A 20303-nucleotide genomic window follows, 5' to 3' on the forward strand; every position below is an offset into this window, starting at 1 on the left:
TAGGCGTCGGCATGACCTGCGAGTGGATGCTCACATTCGATTCCAACGAGGGTGTCAGGCAGCACATCGAACAGTTTACGTCCATTGACTCGTGCTTTTGCCAACACTTCGTCCGCCAGCGCGTCGGCTAAAATCAACTTCTCGCCCACATTGACCCAATTGTCCTCTGGAGCTTCAGTCACCTCATACAGACCGTAAGAAATGCTGTTGGAGAACGAAATTGCCCGGTTACACGGGATTGTCCAAGGCGTCGTCGTCCAAATAACAACCGACGCGTTGCGAATTAATTCAGCTTGAACTTGAGTGTCTTCTTCTCCTGGACGTAAGACAGTGTCGATATCAGTCGTCGCCTTCACCGGGAACTTCACCCAGATCGCATCGCTTTCATAATCGTGATATTCGATTTCAGCTTCCGCCAAAGCAGTACGCTCAACCACAGACCACATCACAGGCTTAGAGCCGCGATAAAGTTGGCCGGACGTTGCAAACTTCATCAGTTCGCGGGCGATTTGTGCTTCAGCGTCAAAGCTCATGGTGATGTATGGGTCGGCCCAGTCACCATTTACGCCAAGGCGTTTAAACTCTTCGCGCTGCACATCAACCCAGTGGCCCGCAAACTCACGGCATTCCTTGCGGAATTCGTTGATCGGCACTTCGTCTTTGTTTTTGCCTTTAGCGCGGTATTTTTCTTCGATTTTCCATTCGATCGGCAAACCATGGCAATCCCAGCCCGGCACGTAGGCCGCGTTAAAACCCTGCATTTGCATGGAACGCACAATAATGTCTTTAAGGATTTTATTGAGCGCGTGGCCAATGTGGATATTGCCGTTGGCATAGGGCGGGCCGTCGTGCAGCGTAAACTTCTCTTTGTCTTTTGAGGTTTCGCGCAATTGACCATATAGGTCCATGTCTTGCCAACGTTTCAGCCATTCCGGCTCGCGTTTGGGCAATCCAGCGCGCATTGGAAAGTCGGTTTTTGGCAGGTTCAGTGTGGCAGAATAGTCTTTTTTATCGGCTTGTGGCGCTTCGCTTGCGGGCGCTTGATGATCGGTCATTTTGGATCAAATCCATATTTTGGAAATTCAGTTGAAACGCCGTTTACTCTGAACTGGACTATCATTTGGCAGTTCATTTTGGTTGAGCATTTTGGCGATATATGAGGTCATCCGACACTTCGCACTGCGCAAATTGCGCCAGTTCACGAAGGCCGGCTGGTAATTCGTGGTATGGGGTCAAATGCACCAATAATCACAGCGCAAGCCATGCGGCGCCCAGCTGGATAGATATTGTGTATTGCAATCATGCGGTTCATTTGCTCAAAAACTTTGGTTTTGGTCCCAGATCGAATAATGCACAAACAGCTCTAAAGTCAACTTATCCGTAGCGATAGCATCATTGCTATAGCTTGAAAAAGCCGAGTTTTTCATCCAAAATTGTGATCGCTTTTTCGTCGAGAAGGTTTTCTTTTGCTTCAATGCTGTCGTGGTCCATCGCCGCAATCAAATCGTCCAAACCATCAAATTTCTTCTCACCGCGCAGGTATTTGGTGATCGCGACCTCTAGCTTGTCGCCATAGATCTCGCCTTTAAAATCAAAGATGTGCGTTTCAAACAGCGCTTTGCCATTATCAAACATCGGGCGGCGACCATAGCTGGCCACACCGTCATATGTTTTGCCATTGTGCTGCACCCGCACCGCATATATGCCCAGTTTCAAGCCTTCAAAAGGCGAAAGCGCAATGTTTGCCGTTGGATAACCCAACTCACGGCCCCGCTTGTCGCCGTGGCTGACTTCGCCTGCAATAAAGAAATGATAGCCGAGCAATGCGTTTGCAGCAGGCACATCGCCCTCCCGAAGCGCATCGCGTACGCGAGACGACGAAATTGTTTCCTCTTTGTCGTCCAACATGCCACAAATTTTGACATCAAAGCCGTGCAATTCGCCGGATTTAGCTAAGAACGCAGGCGTACCAGCGCGCGCCTTACCAAAGTGAAAATCTGCGCCAACGGCCACCGCGCTCACATCAATCGAATCGACGAGAAAGTCCGAAACGAACTCCTCAGCCGTTTTGCCCGCAAGGTCTTTATTAAACGGCATCACAATGATCCCGTCGAACCCAAGCGCTTCCACAAGCCGGGCTTTTTGATCGCGCTCCGTCAAGCGGAACATGAACGGTTGCGGCGCAAAAACGTCACGTGGATGTGGCTCAAATGTCAGCACAAGCGCTGGCTTGCCCAACTTTTGCGCTTTTTCTTTTGCCGCACTAAAGACTTTTTGGTGTCCAAGATGACAGCCATCAAAATTGCCAATGGCAATGGTGGCCCCACGCAATGAGCTAGGGAATTGAGAAAGGTCCTCAATAAGTGAAAACGCCATAGTTGCGTTGATCCTTTTCGCCATCACTGGCAATACCAAATTTGTTGCGGTGCAACCTGCCCTTTTCATTGTTCATTTGCAAGGCACAAAAGCGAACGCAAAAGTCATGCTTTAGGTCAATCTGGATTTACCCACGCACCAAGCGCCCTTCAATGGCAACCGCTTGGCTTACTGTATTGAAGATCGTTCCATATTTTTTGACATTTTTGTGCAACAATTCCAGTCTTACCTCACTCTCTTGCGTGGTGACGACTATTTCATAATCAACGGCAGTAATCATCGGCGGTGCGTCTTGGCGTTTTGCATGTAGCTGCACCTTTACGCCGCTGAGTTCAAAACCAAGAATGGGACAAACTCGCTCGATTCCTTTGATCATGCACGCTGCGATTGACGCCAAAAAAAGCTCTGCTGGATTAAACGCATCTGGCCGTCCATCCAAGCACGTATCTAGCACAATTTCCGCTGCCCCAGCCTGAGCTGTGCTGCCATTAGCGTCGATACGATGGGCTGTGATTTGATATTCCAGCATTTTTTGGCCTCTTGCGTGTGATCCTATTTGCATGATGGCTGTTTTTCTCTGCACGCTCAATGAGTATTCCAAGCGGCAAAGCGTAGCGAGTGGGTTATAGGTGTTTTCCCGCAAGCGGTGGTTTACCGCGATTTCAGCGTCGAGGGCTATTGTGGCCGACAGTTCGTGTTGGAAATGTACTGGGGACCAACCATGCAATTAGATCGAAATATGCGTATTCTCATTGTTGATGACTACGCCACCATGTTGCGCATCTTGCGCAATCTCTTAAAACAATTGGGCTTTGAAAATGTCCATGAAGCATCGGACGGCAAAGCCGCGCTAAGACAGTTCGAAACCAACACATATGATTTAGTGATTTCGGATTGGAACATGGAGCCCATGACCGGGTTTGAATTGTTACGTGCTGTGCGGGCCAATCCCGAAACAGCGCAAACCAAATTCATCATGATCACCGCAGAAAGCGCGACAGAAAACGTTATTGCGGCAAAACGTGCGGGCGTTAACAACTACATTATCAAACCATTCACTTCGGAAATTTTGCTGGGCAAAATTGAAGCTGTGTTTCAGCAACAGGTGGCATAAATGAACACGGCTGAAGTGATTGAAGATCATATCCCCGATCAAGCGGAGCAGTTGGACGCACGGGCGGACGACGCAATACCGTTGCGCGAGGTTATCGCTATGGCAGAGAAAGTGACGTCGGCATTAAAACCGCTGGTGCGTAGCCTTGATAAGTCGATGTATCGCGAGCTAAAGGAAATGCTTGATTGCATCGAAGAGTTGCGCGGCGACCTATCAAAAGTGGACCCGGACGACATTTTTTCAAGGCGCATTCCTGAAATGGGTCGCGAACTGGGCGCGATTGTTTCGGCGACTGAAGTTGCAACCAACTCGATCATGACCATTGCCGAACAAGTGGTCGATGCAGACAAGTCCGACCCCCAAGCCTACGCCAAGTTTGTCGAGCAGCATATGATGGCAATTTTTGAAGCGTGTGGGTTTCAAGACCTGACCGGGCAGCGGGTAACGCGGGTAATTCAAACCGTGGAAGTCATTGAAGAAAGAATTGGCGTGCTTTGCCGGATGATTGAAAATAATCAAATCATACCCAACGCAGCCAAAGTCAGTGAAACGGAAAAACGCAATCGCACGCGTTTGGTCAAAGGCCCCGCAAAAGAAGGCGAAGGCATCGACCAAGATGCTGTCGACGCGATGTTTTAGGGCTCGAGTTACCACACCAAAAACGGGCTGTAGCCCACTACATTTGCCCCAGTTGGTGCCAATAGTTTTTCAATTTGCGCTTCATCTGGTGCATTTATGTCGCCCAATTCGTGCGCGTGAATTGACCCGGAAATAAACAAAAAACCCGCTCCAATGTTGGCGGCACCAGTGGCGTCGGTTCTGGCGCTATCGCCGATGGCAATTATACGCTGATCGCTCAGAGCGATATTGCAGGCTGATAATACCAACTGGCTGGCTTTTTCGTAGATTGGCGGGAACGGTTTCCCAGCCATGATGACATTTCCGCCCGCTTGTGCGTAAACATCTGCAAGCGCCCCACCGCAATAAATCATCTGATCACCAATTTCGACAAACTTGTCCGGGTTCGCACAGATGAAAGGCAAGCCCCTCGCCTGCCAGTCCAAAACTTCTTGCGCATAATCTTTAGGCGCGCGGCCAAGCTCTAAATCTGAGCAAATGATCGCATCTGCCTTGTCGAGCGGTCCGAATTTCACGTCGATGCCCGCAAACAAGCCATCGTCACTTTGCGGCCCAAGCCGATAAATGGTTTGACCTGCATAATCTGCAATCAGGTCGCGGGTGACTTCGCCCGAGCTGACCAACCCATCAAACGCATCGCTGGGCACCCCCGTTGCCAGCAGATCCTGAACAATCTCAGCTGAGGGCCTGGGCGCATTGGTGACCAAAATGACCGCGCCGTCAGCTTTTCTGAAATTCTGCAATGCCTCAACAGCGCCGCCATAAATCCGTTCTCCATTGTGAAGCACACCCCATACATCACAAAAGACCACGTTAAATTTATCACGCACAGCACCAAGGCCCCGCCGTTGAATTGACGTTGTCATGTTGGTCAAACCCTTTTCAATTATTGCGTGGCGCGGCGTTTGGGCGGTTTTTCTGATGCCAAGTCAGGTCGAACTGGAGAGGCTTGAGCAATGTGTTTGCCTTGAGCGTATGGTATTTTATCGTCGAGTAGTTCCAACACGTGGTCTTCGCTTGTGACATTGTACATGATCAAGCCAATACCAAATCGCTCCACATAGTCGGCCAAGTCAGCGCGGTGGAAATCGGTGTAGTCCAGCGGATTATTGATGAATGCTTGCGCGTCAGCCTTAACATATTTCACGCCACGCTCGGACATTTGCTGGAAAGACAAACGCAGGGAGCGTACGTGATCAAGACAAATTTTTGCACCGCTTTTAACCAATTCATCAAGCGACAACCGGTCCGCAGAACTCAGCACATCGTAGCTTGCCTCAGGTAGTGTCAGCACCAAACTCGCGGCCACAGCGCGGTTCGAATTCAGCAAAGACGCGACGCTGATACATCTCTGCTTATCTCTTAATAGGGACATAGATATTGGCACAAATAAGTTTGTCGGATCACCAGTAATATTGGCGCGGTGGATGATACTCGCCGCTTGCTTGATCAAAAATTGTTCGAGTTCTGAAATTGTGCCGGTTTGATCCTCATGGTGCAAGAAGTCTTCCGCGTCGTGCAGCACACCATCATCGGTCCTCAGCTTAGGCATGAGTTCATAGCCCAGCGTGCGCCGCTGTGGAAGGCTGACAATAGGTTGTAAATATTGTTCGACCTCGTTGTTTGCCAGTGCTTTTTGAATGTCTTCAATCGACACAAGGGGCTCATCGCCAACAATTTCAAATCCGCCGCCGCCTGATGCATCACCGTCAACGCCATAGGCATGGCCGGAGCGTGAATTGTTGGACCGCAACGCTGCTTGAGCTTCTTCCATTTCGGCGACCGCTTCGGCGAGTTGGCGCACGACCGTGCCTAAAACAGAAACATCTGCTTCCATATTATCGGTGCGCTCTTTCAGATTTAAGTTCGCAAGATAAGAAACCTGATCACTCAATTGCTCTGTGGTTTTGGCAACAGACGTGAGTTGGCGCGCAATTTCCTCAGTCTGTTTGACCAAATAGGTCTCGGTTCGGCGTCTAAATAACGCTTCAATGAACACAAAACTGCTGAGCAACGCCACGATGGTGACAAGGAACGATTCGATTAGCGTGAAGCCCAGCGCAAAATAGGTTGTTATCCCTACGCTCAGGCAAGCGACAGCCAAAAAAAACAAAACGATTGCACGCAAGGCTATTCGTTCCCTTATCAACGAGAATCCGTCATTTCATAGTCTTAGCATTTCATACGCCTGCTTCAAAGAGGGGCAATTGGTTCTATGAACGACTATTTCTCAAACTATTTTTCAATTATGCGTCAGTTGCATACACTTTGTTTACCCTATTTCGAAAGAATTGGGACAAGCAAGAATGCGAAAAGAAGACCCAGAATCGGGAGTAATGCCATAATGCCTGTCGCACATGGCTTGTCGTGTCCTACCCAAGTCCTCGTCATTGATCGGGACAATTTGGTTCAAAGTGAATGCGTTGCGCACCTTTCCAAAGACTGGGGAGACGATGTGCCTTGTTCCCATGTCACCAATGGCCGTGCTGCGCTTAGCGCCCTAAAAGCCAATGAATTTGACATCGTTATCTGTGATTTGGGTTCCATTTTTGACATTGACCCCAATGCTGAAGCGGCTTTATTGCGCGTGACCAGTCAAGCGCCCGGCGCTTTGGTGCTCGCCTTATCTGAGGGCGGGTCGGTTTCAATGGCCGTTGCCGCCATGCGGTCTGGTGCGCACGACTATTTTGCAAAACCTGTTTCTGCCACCAGTCTTTTTGAGCGGTTGGATGAATTATCGGTTCGCCACGGCAAGCGTCGACAGTTTGCGCGGCCAAAATCAGGCGGCGACACGATGGACTTTGAAGGATTTGTTGGCGCATCTGCGGAAATGCAAGTGATTTACGAGCAAATCGGGCGGATTGCCCCATCCGCAGCACCCGTGTTTATTACGGGAGAAAGCGGCACAGGCAAAGAAATTTGCGCTGAGGCGTTGCATGCGCGTTCACCTCGAGAAGCCGGTCGTTTTATTGCTATCAATTGCGGCGCTATTCCGCGCGATCTAATGGAAACCGAATTATTCGGCGTGGTCAAAGGTGCGTTTACTGGCGCAATGGAAGATCGTGAAGGGGCAGCTGAGCTGGCCAATGGCGGCACGTTGTTTTTAGATGAGATCGGCGAACTTGACCTCAGCCTGCAAGCCAAATTGTTGCGTTTTTTGCAAACCCGTTCCATCACGCGCGTTGGCGAAGCGTTGCCGCGCGAGCTTGACGTGCGCATTATTTGCGCCACCAACCGCAACCCAATGCAAATGATTGCTGAAAAACAGTTCCGCGAGGACCTGTTCTATCGTTTGCATGTTTTGCCCATTCATTTACCGCCACTCCGCCAGCGCCCAGCTGATATTATGCCGATCGCAGAAAAATTCTTGACCCTTTATGCGCAAGAAGAAGGCAAGCACTTTATTGGGTTTGATCGCGAAACCGCTAATCAGTTTATGGACCGCGAATGGCCGGGCAATGTGCGCCAAATCCAAAACCTTATCCGGCGCATTGTGGTGATGCACGAGGGTGAATTGGTGACGTCGCGCATGGTGCGGCTTGCCGATGTCGAATCGAACGCAGCCCCCGCTTCCGTGCCCGTACCAAATACGCATATTCCCAATCGACACGCCCGGTCTGCCGGCGAACAAATGTTGCCTTTGTGGCGGCAAGAGCAAAAAATCATCGAGGATGCATTGTCCGCCTTCGGGGGCAACATATCGCAAGCCGCCGCCGCGCTGGAAATCAGTCCATCAACGATCTATCGCAAAAAACTGTCGTGGGAAAAACTGGAAGCTGAAGCCCAGCACGCTGCTTAGGCGATGGCTGCAACGCACAAGTCATACGGCCGCAGTTGCGCAGCAGGCACACATTGCATCGATGAGATCGAAACAAAATGATCCGGCAGCAAGCAAACTAGTCGCTGATCGTCACGCTAAGCTGTTCAAAAACAAGTGGCGTACCACTTGGTGAGTTCAGTTCAATCATCACATCGCGCATGCCAACAGCCCAATTGCGCGGGGCTGTGATTTCAAATTCAGTTTCAATACCCGACAATTCAACCTTGCCAATTTCTCGGCCATCTATCAACACGTCGACAATTTGCGGTGTGCTGGCCGGTGTCTGCAAAATCTTGCCGCTGAGTTTGGCAATTTGGGTGCGGGGCAACAATGTCAATTCAACAGTGCTGGCGTCCAAATCTGTGAACTGACGATTAACCCGGAGGCCCTTGCCCTTATAAATTCTAATCGGCTTCATCGCGGCTGCGCCATATCGCATCAGCGTCACTTCGCCCACCCGCTCAACTTTATCAAAAACCTTTGATAGGCCTGCCATTACTGCGGCGTCGCTGTGCATAACAGCCGCAACATAGGCGTCATTGCCTTCGCGCGCAGCCAGATCGATATTGAAGGCAATATTGCGCGGATCATCGCTCAAACAAGCCAGAGGCAGCTTGCCGCGCACCACATTATCGATCATCCCGCATTCGGTCCAAAAGTAGCCCGCGATAAAAGTGTTCTCTTGCTCGAACACGCCTTCACTGACGAAAAAATCCTCGAGCTCGGTCCAGCGCAATGCGCCGTTTGTGGGGTCTTCCCCTGCTGGAAAATAATCGCGCGCCCAACCCGTCACGGTGTGGGAAATCAGGGCTGTCATCACCAAAGCGCTTAGAAATGCACCTATGGCCAGCCACCCCAACACGACCGCACGGTGTTTGTCCCAAAGGATCGCCGATATGGCACCCAAAATCGGGAACAGCATCATATAGCCCGGGGCTTGCCAGTGGAAATGAAACTGCGTGTCTGACCATGCAGCAACCATGGTGAAAAATACGATTGGACCATGGGCCAGCATCACGAAGAAAAAGCCCATGCCTGCTGGTGTATTCTCCGGATAAGAGGTGACAGGTCCTTTAAACAGAGATTTTGCGCCAACCCAAAGCGCAGGCAACGCAATCCACGGGGTCATATAGATGATCTGCCCGACGATCATACGCAACAACCAGTCAGGTCTGAATTGATCGCCCAGAGCCCGGCTGCCTTGAAAAGCAAAAGATGCCATGTCGTTTTGCATGTTCCAGATCAGTACGGGCAGCGATATGACCACAGAAACCGCGATCGCCAAATAGGGTCCAGGATGCAATATCCATTTGCGCGCGTCCTTATTGAAAAGTGCAAACAACCCCGTCCCATAAAGCAAAAATACCGCTTGATATTTGGTCATGAAGGTCAAACCAAGCACCGCCCCAACCCACAGCCAACTCAGCAACGGTGTGCGTTTTTGAGGGGTCCAAAAGATATCCATCAACAGCCAGACGACGACCAACCACAGCAATGTCAACGGCGCTTCAGGCTGCATCCAGGAGCCAATTGAAAGTGTAAAGAGTATTGGGATGTTCGCGATAATTGCCGTCATCAACCCGGCTCGCTCTGAATGAAAACGCACGCCGATGCGATAAAACATCCATGTGGCACCCGAAAACATCAAGATGAACGGCAGGCGCAAAATAATCGGCGCTTCACTGCCGGTCAGGGTTTTGGTAAGCCAGATCACCCAAATAAAAATCGGGGGCTGATCGAAATAGCCAAGATGGAGCTGACGGGCAGAGCTTAGATAATAGGCTTCACCAATCACCAGATCGATGGCCCACGCACCCCAAAGCCGATAAAGCGCAGTCACTATGATCAACCAGATCACTGCGGTCCGAATTTGCCCTTTGGGCGCCAATAGCCGATGCCGAAAATTTGCAACGTCTAGCTGCATATTAGTCGCCCCATGTAAAAATACGGGTCATGGCGTAATTAAACACCATACTAATCAGAATGCCGGCAATGGCGGCCACATAGAAAAGCGAGTTCTTCTCAAACAAAAATGCGGCAACCGAAACGTTGGCAATCGCTGGTATTGCGCACACCGCGTAAAAACTTAACAATCCGCGCCAGTATTTTACGCCCCGCAGCTGCCGATCCGCGTAGGTGAGAATGTTGTTGAGATGGTAGTTCGACGTCATTGCAACAATTGTTGCGAACAATTGAGAGTTGGTGAAATTGAACCCAAACCAGCTGCTGGCAATCGTTAGCGCGCCCAAATGCACCAGAACCCCAAGCGATCCAACCGCGGCAAAGAGTAAAAAACTGACCGGGAGCAGACCGCCTGTCATTTTTGAAGCCGCAAGGCCGACAAACTGAAACGCCACCAGCGGGCTCATTTTGCTTTCACCCTCGTGCCGCGCGCGGAACTTAAAGCCAACTTCGCCAATGTCTAACGGCGCACCCATATTGCGGGCAGTGGCAATAATATCGAGCAGGATCTTAAACCCTTCGCTCGACAGATTTGGCGCGACATGCTCAAACCGCTCGCGTTTGAGCATAAAGAAGCCGGTCATTGGGTCAGTAATTTTGGTGCCGGTGACAAGATTTGCAATCCAATTGGCGGCGTTTGATCCCATTTCACGGAATTTTGTCAGCCCTTCTTCCGCCGTTTGACCGCCATAAAAACGCGATGCAAGCACCAAATCTTTGCCACCAGAAACCATTGCGAACATTTGCGGCAAAACAGTCTCGTCATGCTGTAGATCACCGTCCATCACCGCAACAATGTCAGCGTTGCTCGACGCCATGCCCTCAATGCAGGCTGAGGAAAGCCCGCGTCGCCCAATCCGCTTAATGCAATGCACATAAGGCTTGGATTTGCCCAACTGTTTTACCACGTCGGCGGTACCGTCAGGGCTATTGTCATCAACAAAGGTGATTTCCCATTGGATGTTAGCCAGAACACCTTCAAGCTTTTCAACTAGCAAAGCGACGTTGCCCGCCTCATTATAAGTGGGCACAACAAGCGAGAGTTGCGGCTCTGTGTTTACGTGGTCAGGTTGGCTTTGCGTTTCGCTGGTGCGGTCCATCACAATACTCATGATCAATTGTTTTGCCGTTTAGAGGACATATCCCTCTTTTATCGCGCAAAGGCTTACGCGGCTGAGCAAAAAAAGGCAATTGTTGTCACAAAGAATTGGCAAATTCGCTAACTCTATCCTCGGCAAAGTGGACACGATGACGTGGTATTGGGCTGGAAATTATCGTTTTTTCAAATTTGGCTGAAGAAAGTTCACTTAGTTATCCTTGACTCTAATGGGTCGGCTTACTATCTATTCAACGTTGGTTGTTAGCACTCACTATCACAGAGTGCTAATGGCCTTTGTTTTTGACAGACAATAACTAAATTGAGGGAACGAGCATGAGCTTTCGTCCACTACACGACCGAGTAGTCGTACGTCGTGTCGATTCTGAAGAAAAAACTTCAGGCGGCATCATTATTCCAGACACAGCTAAAGAAAAACCTTCTGAAGGCGTTATCGTTTCAGTAGGCCCAGGCGCCCGCGACGAAGATGGCAAGCGCATTGTGCCTGACGTGAAAGCCAATGACCGTGTGCTTTTTGGCAAATGGTCTGGCACCGAAGTTAAGATTGACGGCGAAGACCTGTTGATCATGAAAGAAAGCGACATCATGGGCGTGGTTGAAGGCTAATCCGAGCCTTTTTCACCCCCCATTTTTTGAAATTCTTAAGGAGCAAACAATATGTCTGCTAAAGAAGTAAAGTTCGGCACCGACGCGCGCGACAAAATGCTCAACGGCGTTAACATTCTGGCCAATGCTGTAAAAGTAACGCTTGGTCCTAAGGGCCGTAACGTTGTTATTGAGAAATCTTTTGGCTCACCACGCATCACAAAAGATGGTGTAACTGTAGCCAAAGAAATCGACTTGCAAGACAAGTTCGAAAATATGGGCGCACAAATGGTGCGTTCTGTAGCGTCAAAAACCAATGACGTTGCTGGTGACGGCACAACAACAGCTACAGTTTTGGCTCAATCAATCGTGGTTGAAGGCGTGAAACTGGTTGCTGCTGGCATGAATCCAATGGATTTGAAGCGCGGTATCGATTTGGCTGTTTCTGAGGTTATCGAAAACCTTGCAAAAGCTAAGAAAAACATCTCAACAAGCGCAGAAGTTGCTCAAGTTGGCACGATCTCTGCAAATGGCGAAGTCTTTATCGGCGAAGAAATTGCACGCGCAATGGAAAAAGTCGGCAACGAAGGCGTTATCACAGTTGAAGAAGCTAAAACGTCTGAAACAACTGTTGAAGTTGTTGAAGGTATGCAGTTCGACCGTGGTTACCTTTCACCATATTTTGCGACCAACACTGAAAAAATGACAGCCGAACTTGAAGATCCATACATCTTGTTGTTCGAGAAAAAACTCTCAAACCTACAAGCTATGTTGCCGATCCTTGAAGCTGTTGTTCAGTCTTCTCGTCCGCTTCTCATCATTGCAGAAGATGTTGAAGGCGAAGCGCTTGCAACATTGGTTGTGAACCGTTTGCGCGGTGGCCTCAAAGTTGCTGCCGTTAAAGCTCCTGGTTTTGGTGATCGTCGTAAAGCAATGCTTGAAGACATCGCGATCTTGACTGGCGGCCAAGTGATTTCTGACGATCTCGGCATTAAGCTTGAGTCTGTGACTTTGGACATGTTGGGCACTGCTAAGCGCGTTGACATCACCAAAGAAACAACAACAATCATTGACGGTGCTGGTTCTAAAGACGACATCGAAGGTCGTGTTGGTCAGATCAAAGCGCAAATCGAAGACACTTCTTCTGATTATGACCGTGAGAAACTTCAAGAGCGTTTGGCCAAACTTGCTGGCGGCGTTGCTGTTATCAAAGTTGGTGGTGCTACTGAAGTTGAAGTTAAAGAACGCAAAGACCGCGTTGACGATGCATTGAACGCAACACGCGCTGCGGTTGAAGAAGGCATTGTTGCTGGTGGTGGCGTTGCTTTGCTTCGCGCTTCATCTGCATTGACTGTTAAAGGCGCAAACGCTGATCAACAAGCTGGTATCGGCATTGTTCGTCGTGCGCTTCAAGCTCCAATTCGCCAAATCGCGACCAACTCTGGCGACGAAGCCTCTGTTGTTGTGGGCAAAGTTTTGGAAAATTCTTCTGAAACTTACGGCTACAACGCGCAAACTTCTGAATATGGCGACATGATCCAAATGGGCATCATCGATCCTGTTAAAGTTGTGCGCACAGCACTTCAAGATGCAGCGTCTGTATCTTCATTGCTGATCACAACAGAAGCAATGGTTGCCGAAATTCCACAAGAGAAATCTGCTGGTGGCAGCGCACCTGATATGGGTGGCATGGGCGGCATGGGGGGTATGGGCTTCTAAGCTCTGCACTCTAACGTTTATTGAATTAAGGGCGGCTTTCGGGTCGCCCTTTTTTGTATTAGCTCACGGTGCGTACCGCAATTTTGCATGACGACCTAAACACACTAGTGTGTCCGGTCAATGCAAATTACTGCACCTGCGCGGGCGCGAAACCTAAAGGTTTCGAGCTGAGCCGCCCAAGGCTTGTTTAGGTGCCTAAACACTTTTTCGTGCCGCCGTCGCGCCTTTGGCGCTTCCCCGGCACCCCCGAGCATTTTACGCGCCGCCGTCGCGCCTTTAGCGCTTCCCCGGCACCCCCGCCGATTGGAGGTCCCTCGCATGCGCTACCTTTGTAGCTGTTCCCGCACTTGATGCGGGACCTCTTTTCCCTCCCCCTTGTGGGGAGGGATTAAGGGTGGGGGAGCAGCATTAATTATGAGCAAGTGAGGGACAGGCGAAGCGCAATAATGCCGAGGACCCCGGCCAATTTCCAGCCTCCCGGCACGAGGACAAAATGCCCGCACCCGCGCAGGTGCAGTAAATCGTATAGCGCGGACACACTAGCGCGGACACACTCGTGTGTTTAGCGCGTCATGCGATTTGCGGTGCGAGCCGTGAGGCAGAAAAATACAAGCCAAGCCCACTCCCCCACCCTCATCCTGAGCTTGTCGAAGGATGGCGCAACAACACTCGCCCTCGTGGTTCGACAAGCTCACCATGAGGGCTGTGGGCAGGGCTAATGCTTCACCACCCGCACCTTGCCTTTTGCGTCTTGGTAAATGGTGAACAGCACCCGCATTTGGGTATCTTCTGGCTGATCTGTAAGTGTTTCCCCCCGCGAACGGTTTTGGGTTGGCAGCAAAACCTGTCCCGTCCAAATGGCAATCAGCGACGGGATAAGGGCAATGAATATGGCGAGGGTGATGGCGCCAACAAAAATATAGGGCAACCACGGGCCGTTAAATAATTCTCTAAGGATTTCGGTGTCCATTTGGCAACTCCTTTTGTTTTTGCCAATTCACCAAACTCGATGTTTGGCACCAATCGGCGGGGATGCCGGGGTAGGCCCATAGGGCCGACGGCGGCGCGTCAAAAACAAAACGGCCACCAAAGCGAAAAAGCTCTGGTAGCCGGGGAGTTAATGGACCGTCGATGGACAGCCGCAATGACCTTTGGGCCGAAGCCTTGGACATGCGCCATTGCCTCCCCGACCCTAAGGATTGGAGAGACATCATTTCGGCTGACATCAGCCGCCAGTGGTGGAGTTACGACACCCCGGGGTCAGCAATTGGGCTGACCTTGAAAGCGACTTTAATGTGATTTGCTGAGTATGGGTAGAGGGAGAGTTGCAATGCCGGAATGCGGCGAAACTTATATGTAATTCTGCGTATGTGAAGAGTGAAATATTCGCCGGAACAAAACACGGACTGCTTCTCCCTCCCCCTGGTGGGGAGGGATTAAGGGTGGGGGGGCTCGGTCAGGCTAAGTTGTGAAGTGACCCCGGATCAAGTCCGGGGATGCCCCAATTGATAATTTGTGCTCGTCTTTTCTGCGGCCTTCCCGGCCTCCGAGCCGGGACCAACTTATGCCTACTCTCCCAGCTTTTTCAGCTTTTTTTCGCGCCGCCGTTGGTCGCTGCGCTCGGCATCTTTTGGCGCTCACGCCGCGCAGGCTGGCCCGGCACCCCCGCCGGTTGGTGCCCACGCGAATATTGAGCAAGTAAGAGCATCAAACGAGTATTTGATAGACCCCGCATCAAGTGCGGGGCGGTACAGCTGTAACGTGGTTTGCCCCTTGCACCGTCCCGCACGTGATGCGGGACCAAGTTTCCCTCCCCCTTGTGGGGGAACCACAAAGAACAAACAAAAAGGGCGCAGCCAAATTGACTACGCCCTTGCCAAAATTATTCAATGATTGTCGCTTAAAACTCAGACCATTCTTCTTTTATGGCCGCATTGCCACTAACGCCGTAGCTGGCTTTTAAGTCTTGTGCGTGCGCGCGTTGCGCGGCGTTGACTTTAACGGGTTTGGCGTAGCTGATCTGGTTGCCGTCCACTTTGAACACCTCAACAATTCCATCCAATTCCGTGGAGCGTTGTTCCGTTTGTTCAATTGCGGCGTTGGTTTCTTCCACAAGCGCAACATTGTGCTGCGTCATTTCGTCAATCTCGGCCACTGCGGCCTTAATCTCGTCGATGGCGCTGGTTTGTGCGGTTGAGTTTTTCGCAATTGAAGCCATCAGCTCGTTATTTTTGCGGGCTGCTTCGACCATTTTTTGCAGTTTTTGTGAGGCTTCTGTGACGAGCCGCGTACCCTCACCAACTTCGGTTGCTGATTGTTCGATGAGGGCTTTGACTTCAGACGAGGCTTGAGCGGCAGATTGCGCTAGCCGGCGCACTTCCACAGCAACCACAGCAAACCCCTTGCCCGCTTCGCCAGCTCTGGCGGCTTCCACAGATGCGTTTAGGGCAAGCAAATTGGTCTGAAAGGCAATGTCGTCGATCATGCCAATGATGTTGGATATCTTTTCCGATGATGTTGTAATGCGCTCCATTGCCGAACTGGCATTGGCCATAACTTCCCCGCCCTGTTCAGCCGTTTTGCGCACATCGTCGGCGTGCTGCATGGCTTTGTTGGCTTCAGTTGTGTTTTCGCCAACCGTGTCGGACAGGCTCTTAATCGTTTCAGAGGTCTCGCCAATCGCTGAAGCTTGGCGCGTGGTGCGTTCACTCAAATCATTGGCACCACTTAGAATTTCTTGCGTTGCCGTTTTGAGCGAACCAGAAGTGTCTTGGATTTGCACGATAAGCTTGGACAACTGGTCTGCAACTGAGTTGATGTTGCCCTGCAATTGGCCAAACGAGCCTTCAAACTGGCCGTCCATTCGCTTCGTCAGGTCGGCTTCGGCCAGCGCACTCAACACTTCGTCCGCACGCGATAGGCCATCGCCCACTGTGCGCATTAAGTCATTGGTGCCCTCGACCAAAGATACCAAATATTCATTTGAAACTTCAGCTTTTGCGCGCTGCGAGAAATCGCCAGATTGCGCTGCTTTGACAACGCGCTGAATCTCTGCATTCACATTTTCGGTTTCCAAACGCCGGTGGTGGAACATTGATCCAACAGAAAGTTCAACATCCATGAACGTTGCTTTAATGATCGCAGAAACGGTCTTTGCCAATTCGTCAGGATCAACACTAGATTTCCCACGGCCGAAAATGCCTTTTTTCTGGTTTGCTTCTTGGAATTGGTCCTTGATTACACCTTCAACAAGCGTTCCAACCATTAGCGCATAACTGGAAATGTGATATTTCGGCTCGAGACCAATCTGTGCATGCACATCACCGATACGGCGGCTGCTGCGCAAAAAGTCTTGCCCGATATTGCCACTGGCGATTAACCCCCAGTGTTCATGATGTTTTTCTTTGGCATGGCTGCGCAGCTCGCTTGATGCAAACAAGCGGTCAAGATGATCCGTCTCACTGATTTTGCTATGAAGCTTATCCATCGCTGCGGGCAGGTGCGCCATTATTGAGGACTTTACGGCTCCAATTCGATCACAACTCTCGTCGCTTAACTCCATTAAACTGCGACGTTCATTGACGGATTTTTGATCCTGATCGTTCTGCATGCCACACTCCAAACTGGCGTTGCTGAAGCGGCGCACGCCAGAATCAGCTGAATATATTCAAACGCGAGTATTGAAGAACATGCTTAAGACAGCATTAACCATAAACATTTTCAGGCGGCAAAAACCTGTTAAACGGGAAAAACAATCGGCCATAGCAACCGAATGGCCATGGCCATAGAAATCACCACAATTAGCGGCTTGATGAGTTTTGCGCCAAAGCACATTCCAGTTCGCGCTCCCAAATAGCCACCAGCGATTTGACCGACAATCATGACCCCGCCTGCCAACCAAACAACGTCGCCACCGAGTATGAAAAACATAAGTGCTGCGAGATTGGAAATGGCGTTCAAAACTTTTGTGTTTCCAACCGCGCGGGTTAAACCGAGGCCGAATAGTGTGACAAAACCGGCAATAAAGAATGACCCGGTACCCGGTCCGAAAATCCCATCATAAAACCCAAAGACAAATCCCATCACAGGCGCAAAAATGGCGAATTTCAACCGTTCAGCGCGCGCGTCGTCAGTCATTTTGGGTGACAGCATAAAATAAAGCGATACGCCGATCAGCAAAATTGGAACCAAAAGCGTCAGGAAGTTTGTATCCAACGACTTGGCGGTGGCGGCACCAAATAAACTGCCCACAAATGTCAAAATGATCGGAACAATCAGTTCTTTGAATTTGATATAACCGCGCCGCCAATAAGTGATCGCGGCCACAGTGGTGCCGACTACGGATTGCATCTTGTTGGTCGCAAGGGCTGCAATGGGCGGTATACCGACCGACAAAAGCGCAGGCAGACTGATCAGTCCACCGCCACCAGCGATTGCATCCAGAAACGCAGCTAGAAAGCCGGCGCCAGCCAAAAACAGCAAAGCGAAAAGATCAAGTTCCAATGTAGTCTAGCTTTTTCAAATTGGTAGGATGCTGGGAAGCTAGTCCTAGCCCATTGATCCGTCAATGCGGCAAACATCCTTTGCGATGCTTTCAACCCAACCAGATTGGCATCGAATTGGTAAACAAGGTGTCATTATTCACGATATTTAAACATTGACCACAATAATGCAGGTTGCGCTTCGTTTCATCGAACAATAAGGATAGATTAATGGACGGACTTAAAAAAGCGGCACCGCTGATTGCACGCGTACTTCTGGCAATTTTGTTTATTATGTCGGGCATCGGCAAGCTTACTGGAGCCGAAGCCATGGCAGGCTATTTTGGCGCGCTCGGCATCCCGTTGCCTGGCATCTCAGTCTATTTGGTTGGCATTTTTGAATTGGCCGCTGGGCTGGCAATTGTTGTTGGCTATCAAACTCGCAATGCTGCGTTGCTGCTCGCTGCATTCAGCATTGCCAGCGCACTGTTGGCACACACTAACTTTGCTGATCAGACGCAGATGATTATGTTCTTGAAAAATCTAGGGCTTGCAGGCGGGCTCTTGTTGTTGTGGGTTCATGGTCCGAGCGGCATGGCGATCGACAAAGACTAAACCGACGCCGCTTCAAATTCGCCGCGTCCAAATTTGGTTTTGGACGCGGCTTTTTATCCGTTCAATGCCGCTAGCGTTTGTTCGCCCAGTTCGGGTTTGAAATGATCTAGCAGCCGCTTCAGGTGCTCTTGTTTTTCAACAGACCAGTTGGCAGTTTTTGAAACCACCAAATTTGCCTCAGATTTCAAGATCACCCCGTCGGTTGGCACTTTGAGCTGATTGGCTTCAAGCGTGGAGCCTGACGATGTGATATCGACGATCAGTTCGGCGGCGCCTGAAGCGGGCGCGGCTTCGGTTGCACCTAAGCTTTCGACAATCCGGTATTCGGCAATGCCATGGGCCGCGAAATAGCGGCGCGTTAGGTTCACGTACTTGGTCGCCACGCGCAGCCATTGGCCGTGCCGATGGCGATAGTCGGAGGCCACATCTGCCAAATCACGCATGGCAGTCACATCGATCCACGATTTGGGAAGCGCTACGACCACATCGGCTTGGCCGAAATTGAGCGGCTTGGCGATCACCACTTGATTGATCCCGTTTGCCGCAACTTCGTGGATTAAATCTTCGCCCGTCACGCCTAAATCAATATTGCCGCTGATCAGTTCGCGAGCAATCTCACTTGCGGACAAAAACCGCACCGTAACATCGGGCAGCGCCGCAATTGTGCCCAAATATGAGCGCGCACCGCCGGGGCGATCGATGGTCAAACCAGCCTTTTCAAAGGCCTTACGTGTATCTTGTTCCAATCGCCCTTTTGAGGGCACTGCCAACAATATCGAACTCATCGCGTTGCTCCCAGTTCCAGCCGATCTAGCCAGATAGCACAACCAACAGCTGATATTCGGTCCGACGCCCCCATGCGCTCCAACAGGCGATCATACTGACCGCCAGACGCTAAAACTTCACCCGTTTTGTTGGCGGTCAGCTCGAACACATGGCCCGTATAGTAGTCAAGGCGCGGGCTAAATCCAGCATCAAACTCAACTTCAATTTGTGGTGCTGTCGCTTTGAGCTCAGTCAAACGAGACATTAGTTTTTCGAGCGGCGCGTCCAGATTAATGCCGATTTTTTTCGCTAAACCTGCGACCAGAAACGCTTGCTCTGCTGCGGGACCGGAGATTGACAAGAACTCGCGCAGTACCCGCACCGTTTTGGGTGATACGGCGGCTTGCGCCAGCATTTGCTTTTCGCGATAGCGCGCCACAATTTCTTCGGCTTGACGACCAGAATATGGCGACAGCCCTGCCGCTTCCATATCGGTGGCGACTTTTTGCGTTAGCTCTTTGTCGTCTGTTGGCAGATCATTTTCGCCATTGAACTGTTCTGGCACGGCTAGACGGTCCAGCAACCGCCCCATTGCCGCGTCATGGCCAAAACGGTCGCGCACACGTGGGCGCCAAACTTCGGGCAATTTTAAGTTGGCGAGCAAAGTTTCAAACAGGTCAACTGCGCCCAGGTGGAGGCGCGGCGCTGTTTCGCCATAAAGCGCACAAGCATCAATGGCGAAGTGCATGATGGATGAAAAGGTTTGGTCGCTGTCTTTTGGCGCAAGAAATTCCAAACCTGCCTGATCAAACTCAAACGGCCCGTGATCGCGTTGTCTAAACACAGGACCAAGATAGCCAAAGCTTTGAGTTTGCCCAACCGCATTGCTCGCCAGATATTGCGCTGCAATTGGCAGTGTGAAATCTGGTCGCAAACAATAGGTGGTGCCGTCCGGCCCGTTGGTCAACATCAAACGTCGACCAATATCTTCACCCGCCAGATCAAAAAACAGGTCTGCGGGCTGCAAAATATCTGGCGAGACAAGTTCAGCAACGGCCGCGATACGTGCGCCTAACACTGAGCGCTGCTTTGTAAAATCCATCATCGGGA

The 20303-nt window shown here is 50.7% G+C and carries 19 protein-coding genes; 7 read left to right on the plus strand and 12 right to left on the minus strand.

Annotated elements, in window-relative coordinates:
• The 3 genes from ACJAZW_RS06310 to ACJAZW_RS06320 all read right to left on the minus strand — a co-directional run.
• A partial coding sequence (locus ACJAZW_RS06310; RefSeq protein WP_415156181.1) for a class I tRNA ligase family protein occupies positions 1-1055 on the minus strand: 1055 nt, incomplete at its 3' end.
• A gap of 343 nt (positions 1056-1398) precedes the next feature.
• Entirely contained in the window at positions 1399-2376 is a 978-nt protein-coding gene (locus ACJAZW_RS06315; RefSeq protein WP_415156183.1) for a bifunctional riboflavin kinase/FAD synthetase, read from the minus strand.
• Between the two features lie 127 nt (positions 2377-2503).
• Positions 2504-2905, minus strand: coding sequence for an OsmC family protein (locus tag ACJAZW_RS06320; RefSeq protein WP_415156185.1), 402 nt, complete (start codon positions 2903-2905; stop codon positions 2504-2506).
• Between the two features lie 192 nt (positions 2906-3097).
• Here ACJAZW_RS06320 and ACJAZW_RS06325 point away from each other — a divergent pair, with 192 nt between their 5' ends.
• Both ACJAZW_RS06325 and ACJAZW_RS06330 read left to right on the plus strand, forming a co-directional pair.
• Positions 3098-3490 carry a response regulator gene (locus tag ACJAZW_RS06325; RefSeq protein ID WP_415156187.1) on the plus strand — a complete coding sequence of 131 codons (393 nt, stop codon included), beginning with the start codon at positions 3098-3100 and terminating at the stop codon, positions 3488-3490.
• Positions 3491-4129: a protein phosphatase CheZ gene (locus tag ACJAZW_RS06330; RefSeq protein WP_415156189.1), complete on the plus strand. Its 639-nt coding sequence runs from the start codon at positions 3491-3493 to the stop codon at positions 4127-4129.
• An 8-nt stretch (positions 4130-4137) separates the two neighbouring features.
• Here the strand turns inward: ACJAZW_RS06330 and ACJAZW_RS06335 are convergent, their stop codons facing one another.
• Positions 4138-4995 carry a TIGR01459 family HAD-type hydrolase gene (locus tag ACJAZW_RS06335; protein ID WP_415156191.1) on the minus strand — a complete coding sequence of 286 codons (858 nt, stop codon included), beginning with the start codon at positions 4993-4995 and terminating at the stop codon, positions 4138-4140.
• Positions 4996-5015: 20 nt separating this feature from the next.
• The gene (locus ACJAZW_RS06340; RefSeq protein WP_415156193.1) at positions 5016-6257 is read right to left on the minus strand and encodes an EAL domain-containing protein; all 1242 of its coding nucleotides are present in this window, start codon (positions 6255-6257) and stop codon (positions 5016-5018) included.
• A gap of 216 nt (positions 6258-6473) precedes the next feature.
• On the opposite strand from ACJAZW_RS06340, the gene ACJAZW_RS06345 reads away from it, so the two are divergent.
• The gene (locus ACJAZW_RS06345) at positions 6474-7928 is read left to right on the plus strand and encodes a sigma-54-dependent transcriptional regulator (protein ID WP_415156195.1); all 1455 of its coding nucleotides are present in this window, start codon (positions 6474-6476) and stop codon (positions 7926-7928) included.
• A 97-nt stretch (positions 7929-8025) separates the two neighbouring features.
• Here the strand turns inward: ACJAZW_RS06345 and ACJAZW_RS06350 are convergent, their stop codons facing one another.
• Both ACJAZW_RS06350 and ACJAZW_RS06355 read right to left on the minus strand, forming a co-directional pair.
• Entirely contained in the window at positions 8026-9873 is a 1848-nt protein-coding gene (locus tag ACJAZW_RS06350) for an ArnT family glycosyltransferase (RefSeq protein WP_415156197.1), read from the minus strand.
• Position 9874: 1 nt separating this feature from the next.
• On the minus strand, positions 9875-11023 hold the full coding sequence (locus ACJAZW_RS06355) for a glycosyltransferase (protein WP_415156199.1): 1149 nt from the start codon (positions 11021-11023) through the stop codon (positions 9875-9877).
• Positions 11024-11343: 320 nt separating this feature from the next.
• On the opposite strand from ACJAZW_RS06355, the gene ACJAZW_RS06360 reads away from it, so the two are divergent.
• Positions 11344-11634 carry a co-chaperone GroES gene (locus ACJAZW_RS06360; protein ID WP_415156201.1) on the plus strand — a complete coding sequence of 97 codons (291 nt, stop codon included), beginning with the start codon at positions 11344-11346 and terminating at the stop codon, positions 11632-11634.
• Between the two features lie 51 nt (positions 11635-11685).
• Positions 11686-13332, plus strand: coding sequence for a chaperonin GroEL (gene groL / locus ACJAZW_RS06365; RefSeq protein ID WP_415156203.1), 1647 nt, complete (start codon positions 11686-11688; stop codon positions 13330-13332).
• Positions 13333-14047: 715 nt separating this feature from the next.
• On the opposite strand, the gene ACJAZW_RS06370 is transcribed toward groL, so the two are convergent.
• Positions 14048-14302 (minus strand): hypothetical protein, encoded by a 255-nt coding sequence (locus ACJAZW_RS06370; protein WP_415156205.1) that lies wholly within the window; start codon positions 14300-14302, stop codon positions 14048-14050.
• Positions 14303-14463: 161 nt separating this feature from the next.
• On the opposite strand from ACJAZW_RS06370, the gene ACJAZW_RS06375 reads away from it, so the two are divergent.
• A complete protein-coding gene (locus ACJAZW_RS06375; RefSeq protein WP_415156207.1) occupies positions 14464-14631 on the plus strand; it encodes a hypothetical protein in 168 nt (55 codons plus the stop codon).
• A 601-nt stretch (positions 14632-15232) separates the two neighbouring features.
• Here the strand turns inward: ACJAZW_RS06375 and ACJAZW_RS06380 are convergent.
• The gene (locus ACJAZW_RS06380; RefSeq protein ID WP_415156209.1) at positions 15233-16942 is read right to left on the minus strand and encodes a methyl-accepting chemotaxis protein; all 1710 of its coding nucleotides are present in this window, start codon (positions 16940-16942) and stop codon (positions 15233-15235) included.
• A gap of 128 nt (positions 16943-17070) precedes the next feature.
• Entirely contained in the window at positions 17071-17835 is a 765-nt protein-coding gene (locus ACJAZW_RS06385) for a TSUP family transporter (RefSeq protein ID WP_415156211.1), read from the minus strand.
• Positions 17836-18044: 209 nt separating this feature from the next.
• Between ACJAZW_RS06385 and ACJAZW_RS06390 the strand changes: the two genes are divergently transcribed.
• On the plus strand, positions 18045-18428 hold the full coding sequence (locus ACJAZW_RS06390) for a DoxX family protein (RefSeq protein WP_415156213.1): 384 nt from the start codon (positions 18045-18047) through the stop codon (positions 18426-18428).
• 53 nt (positions 18429-18481) lie between these two features.
• Here the strand turns inward: ACJAZW_RS06390 and hisG are convergent, their stop codons facing one another.
• A complete protein-coding gene (gene hisG, locus ACJAZW_RS06395; protein ID WP_415156215.1) occupies positions 18482-19213 on the minus strand; it encodes an ATP phosphoribosyltransferase in 732 nt (243 codons plus the stop codon).
• Positions 19210-20298: an ATP phosphoribosyltransferase regulatory subunit gene (locus ACJAZW_RS06400; protein ID WP_415156217.1), complete on the minus strand. Its 1089-nt coding sequence runs from the start codon at positions 20296-20298 to the stop codon at positions 19210-19212. Before ACJAZW_RS06400 ends, hisG begins: the two co-directional genes overlap by 4 nt.
• Positions 20299-20303 lie beyond the last annotated feature (5 nt).

This window comes from Maritalea sp. (assembly GCF_047634455.1).
In the GTDB taxonomy this organism is placed as follows: Bacteria; Pseudomonadota; Alphaproteobacteria; order Rhizobiales; family Devosiaceae; genus Maritalea.

Coding starts and splice junctions, on each gene's coding strand:
- ACJAZW_RS06390 (WP_415156213.1), top strand. CDS start 18,045: ATGGACGGACTTAAAAAAGCGGCACCGCTGATTGCACGCGTACTTCTG.
- ACJAZW_RS06380 (WP_415156209.1), bottom strand. CDS start 16,942: ATGCAGAACGATCAGGATCAAAAATCCGTCAATGAACGTCGCAGTTTA.
- ACJAZW_RS06360 (WP_415156201.1), top strand. CDS start 11,344: ATGAGCTTTCGTCCACTACACGACCGAGTAGTCGTACGTCGTGTCGAT.
- ACJAZW_RS06375 (WP_415156207.1), top strand. CDS start 14,464: ATGGACAGCCGCAATGACCTTTGGGCCGAAGCCTTGGACATGCGCCAT.
- ACJAZW_RS06370 (WP_415156205.1), bottom strand. CDS start 14,302: ATGGACACCGAAATCCTTAGAGAATTATTTAACGGCCCGTGGTTGCCC.
- ACJAZW_RS06330 (WP_415156189.1), top strand. CDS start 3,491: ATGAACACGGCTGAAGTGATTGAAGATCATATCCCCGATCAAGCGGAG.
- hisG (WP_415156215.1), bottom strand. CDS start 19,213: ATGAGTTCGATATTGTTGGCAGTGCCCTCAAAAGGGCGATTGGAACAA.
- ACJAZW_RS06345 (WP_415156195.1), top strand. CDS start 6,474: ATGCCTGTCGCACATGGCTTGTCGTGTCCTACCCAAGTCCTCGTCATT.
- ACJAZW_RS06315 (WP_415156183.1), bottom strand. CDS start 2,376: ATGGCGTTTTCACTTATTGAGGACCTTTCTCAATTCCCTAGCTCATTG.
- ACJAZW_RS06320 (WP_415156185.1), bottom strand. CDS start 2,905: ATGCTGGAATATCAAATCACAGCCCATCGTATCGACGCTAATGGCAGC.
- ACJAZW_RS06325 (WP_415156187.1), top strand. CDS start 3,098: ATGCAATTAGATCGAAATATGCGTATTCTCATTGTTGATGACTACGCC.
- ACJAZW_RS06355 (WP_415156199.1), bottom strand. CDS start 11,023: ATGAGTATTGTGATGGACCGCACCAGCGAAACGCAAAGCCAACCTGAC.
- ACJAZW_RS06350 (WP_415156197.1), bottom strand. CDS start 9,873: ATGCAGCTAGACGTTGCAAATTTTCGGCATCGGCTATTGGCGCCCAAA.
- groL (WP_415156203.1), top strand. CDS start 11,686: ATGTCTGCTAAAGAAGTAAAGTTCGGCACCGACGCGCGCGACAAAATG.
- ACJAZW_RS06400 (WP_415156217.1), bottom strand. CDS start 20,298: ATGATGGATTTTACAAAGCAGCGCTCAGTGTTAGGCGCACGTATCGCG.
- ACJAZW_RS06335 (WP_415156191.1), bottom strand. CDS start 4,995: ATGACAACGTCAATTCAACGGCGGGGCCTTGGTGCTGTGCGTGATAAA.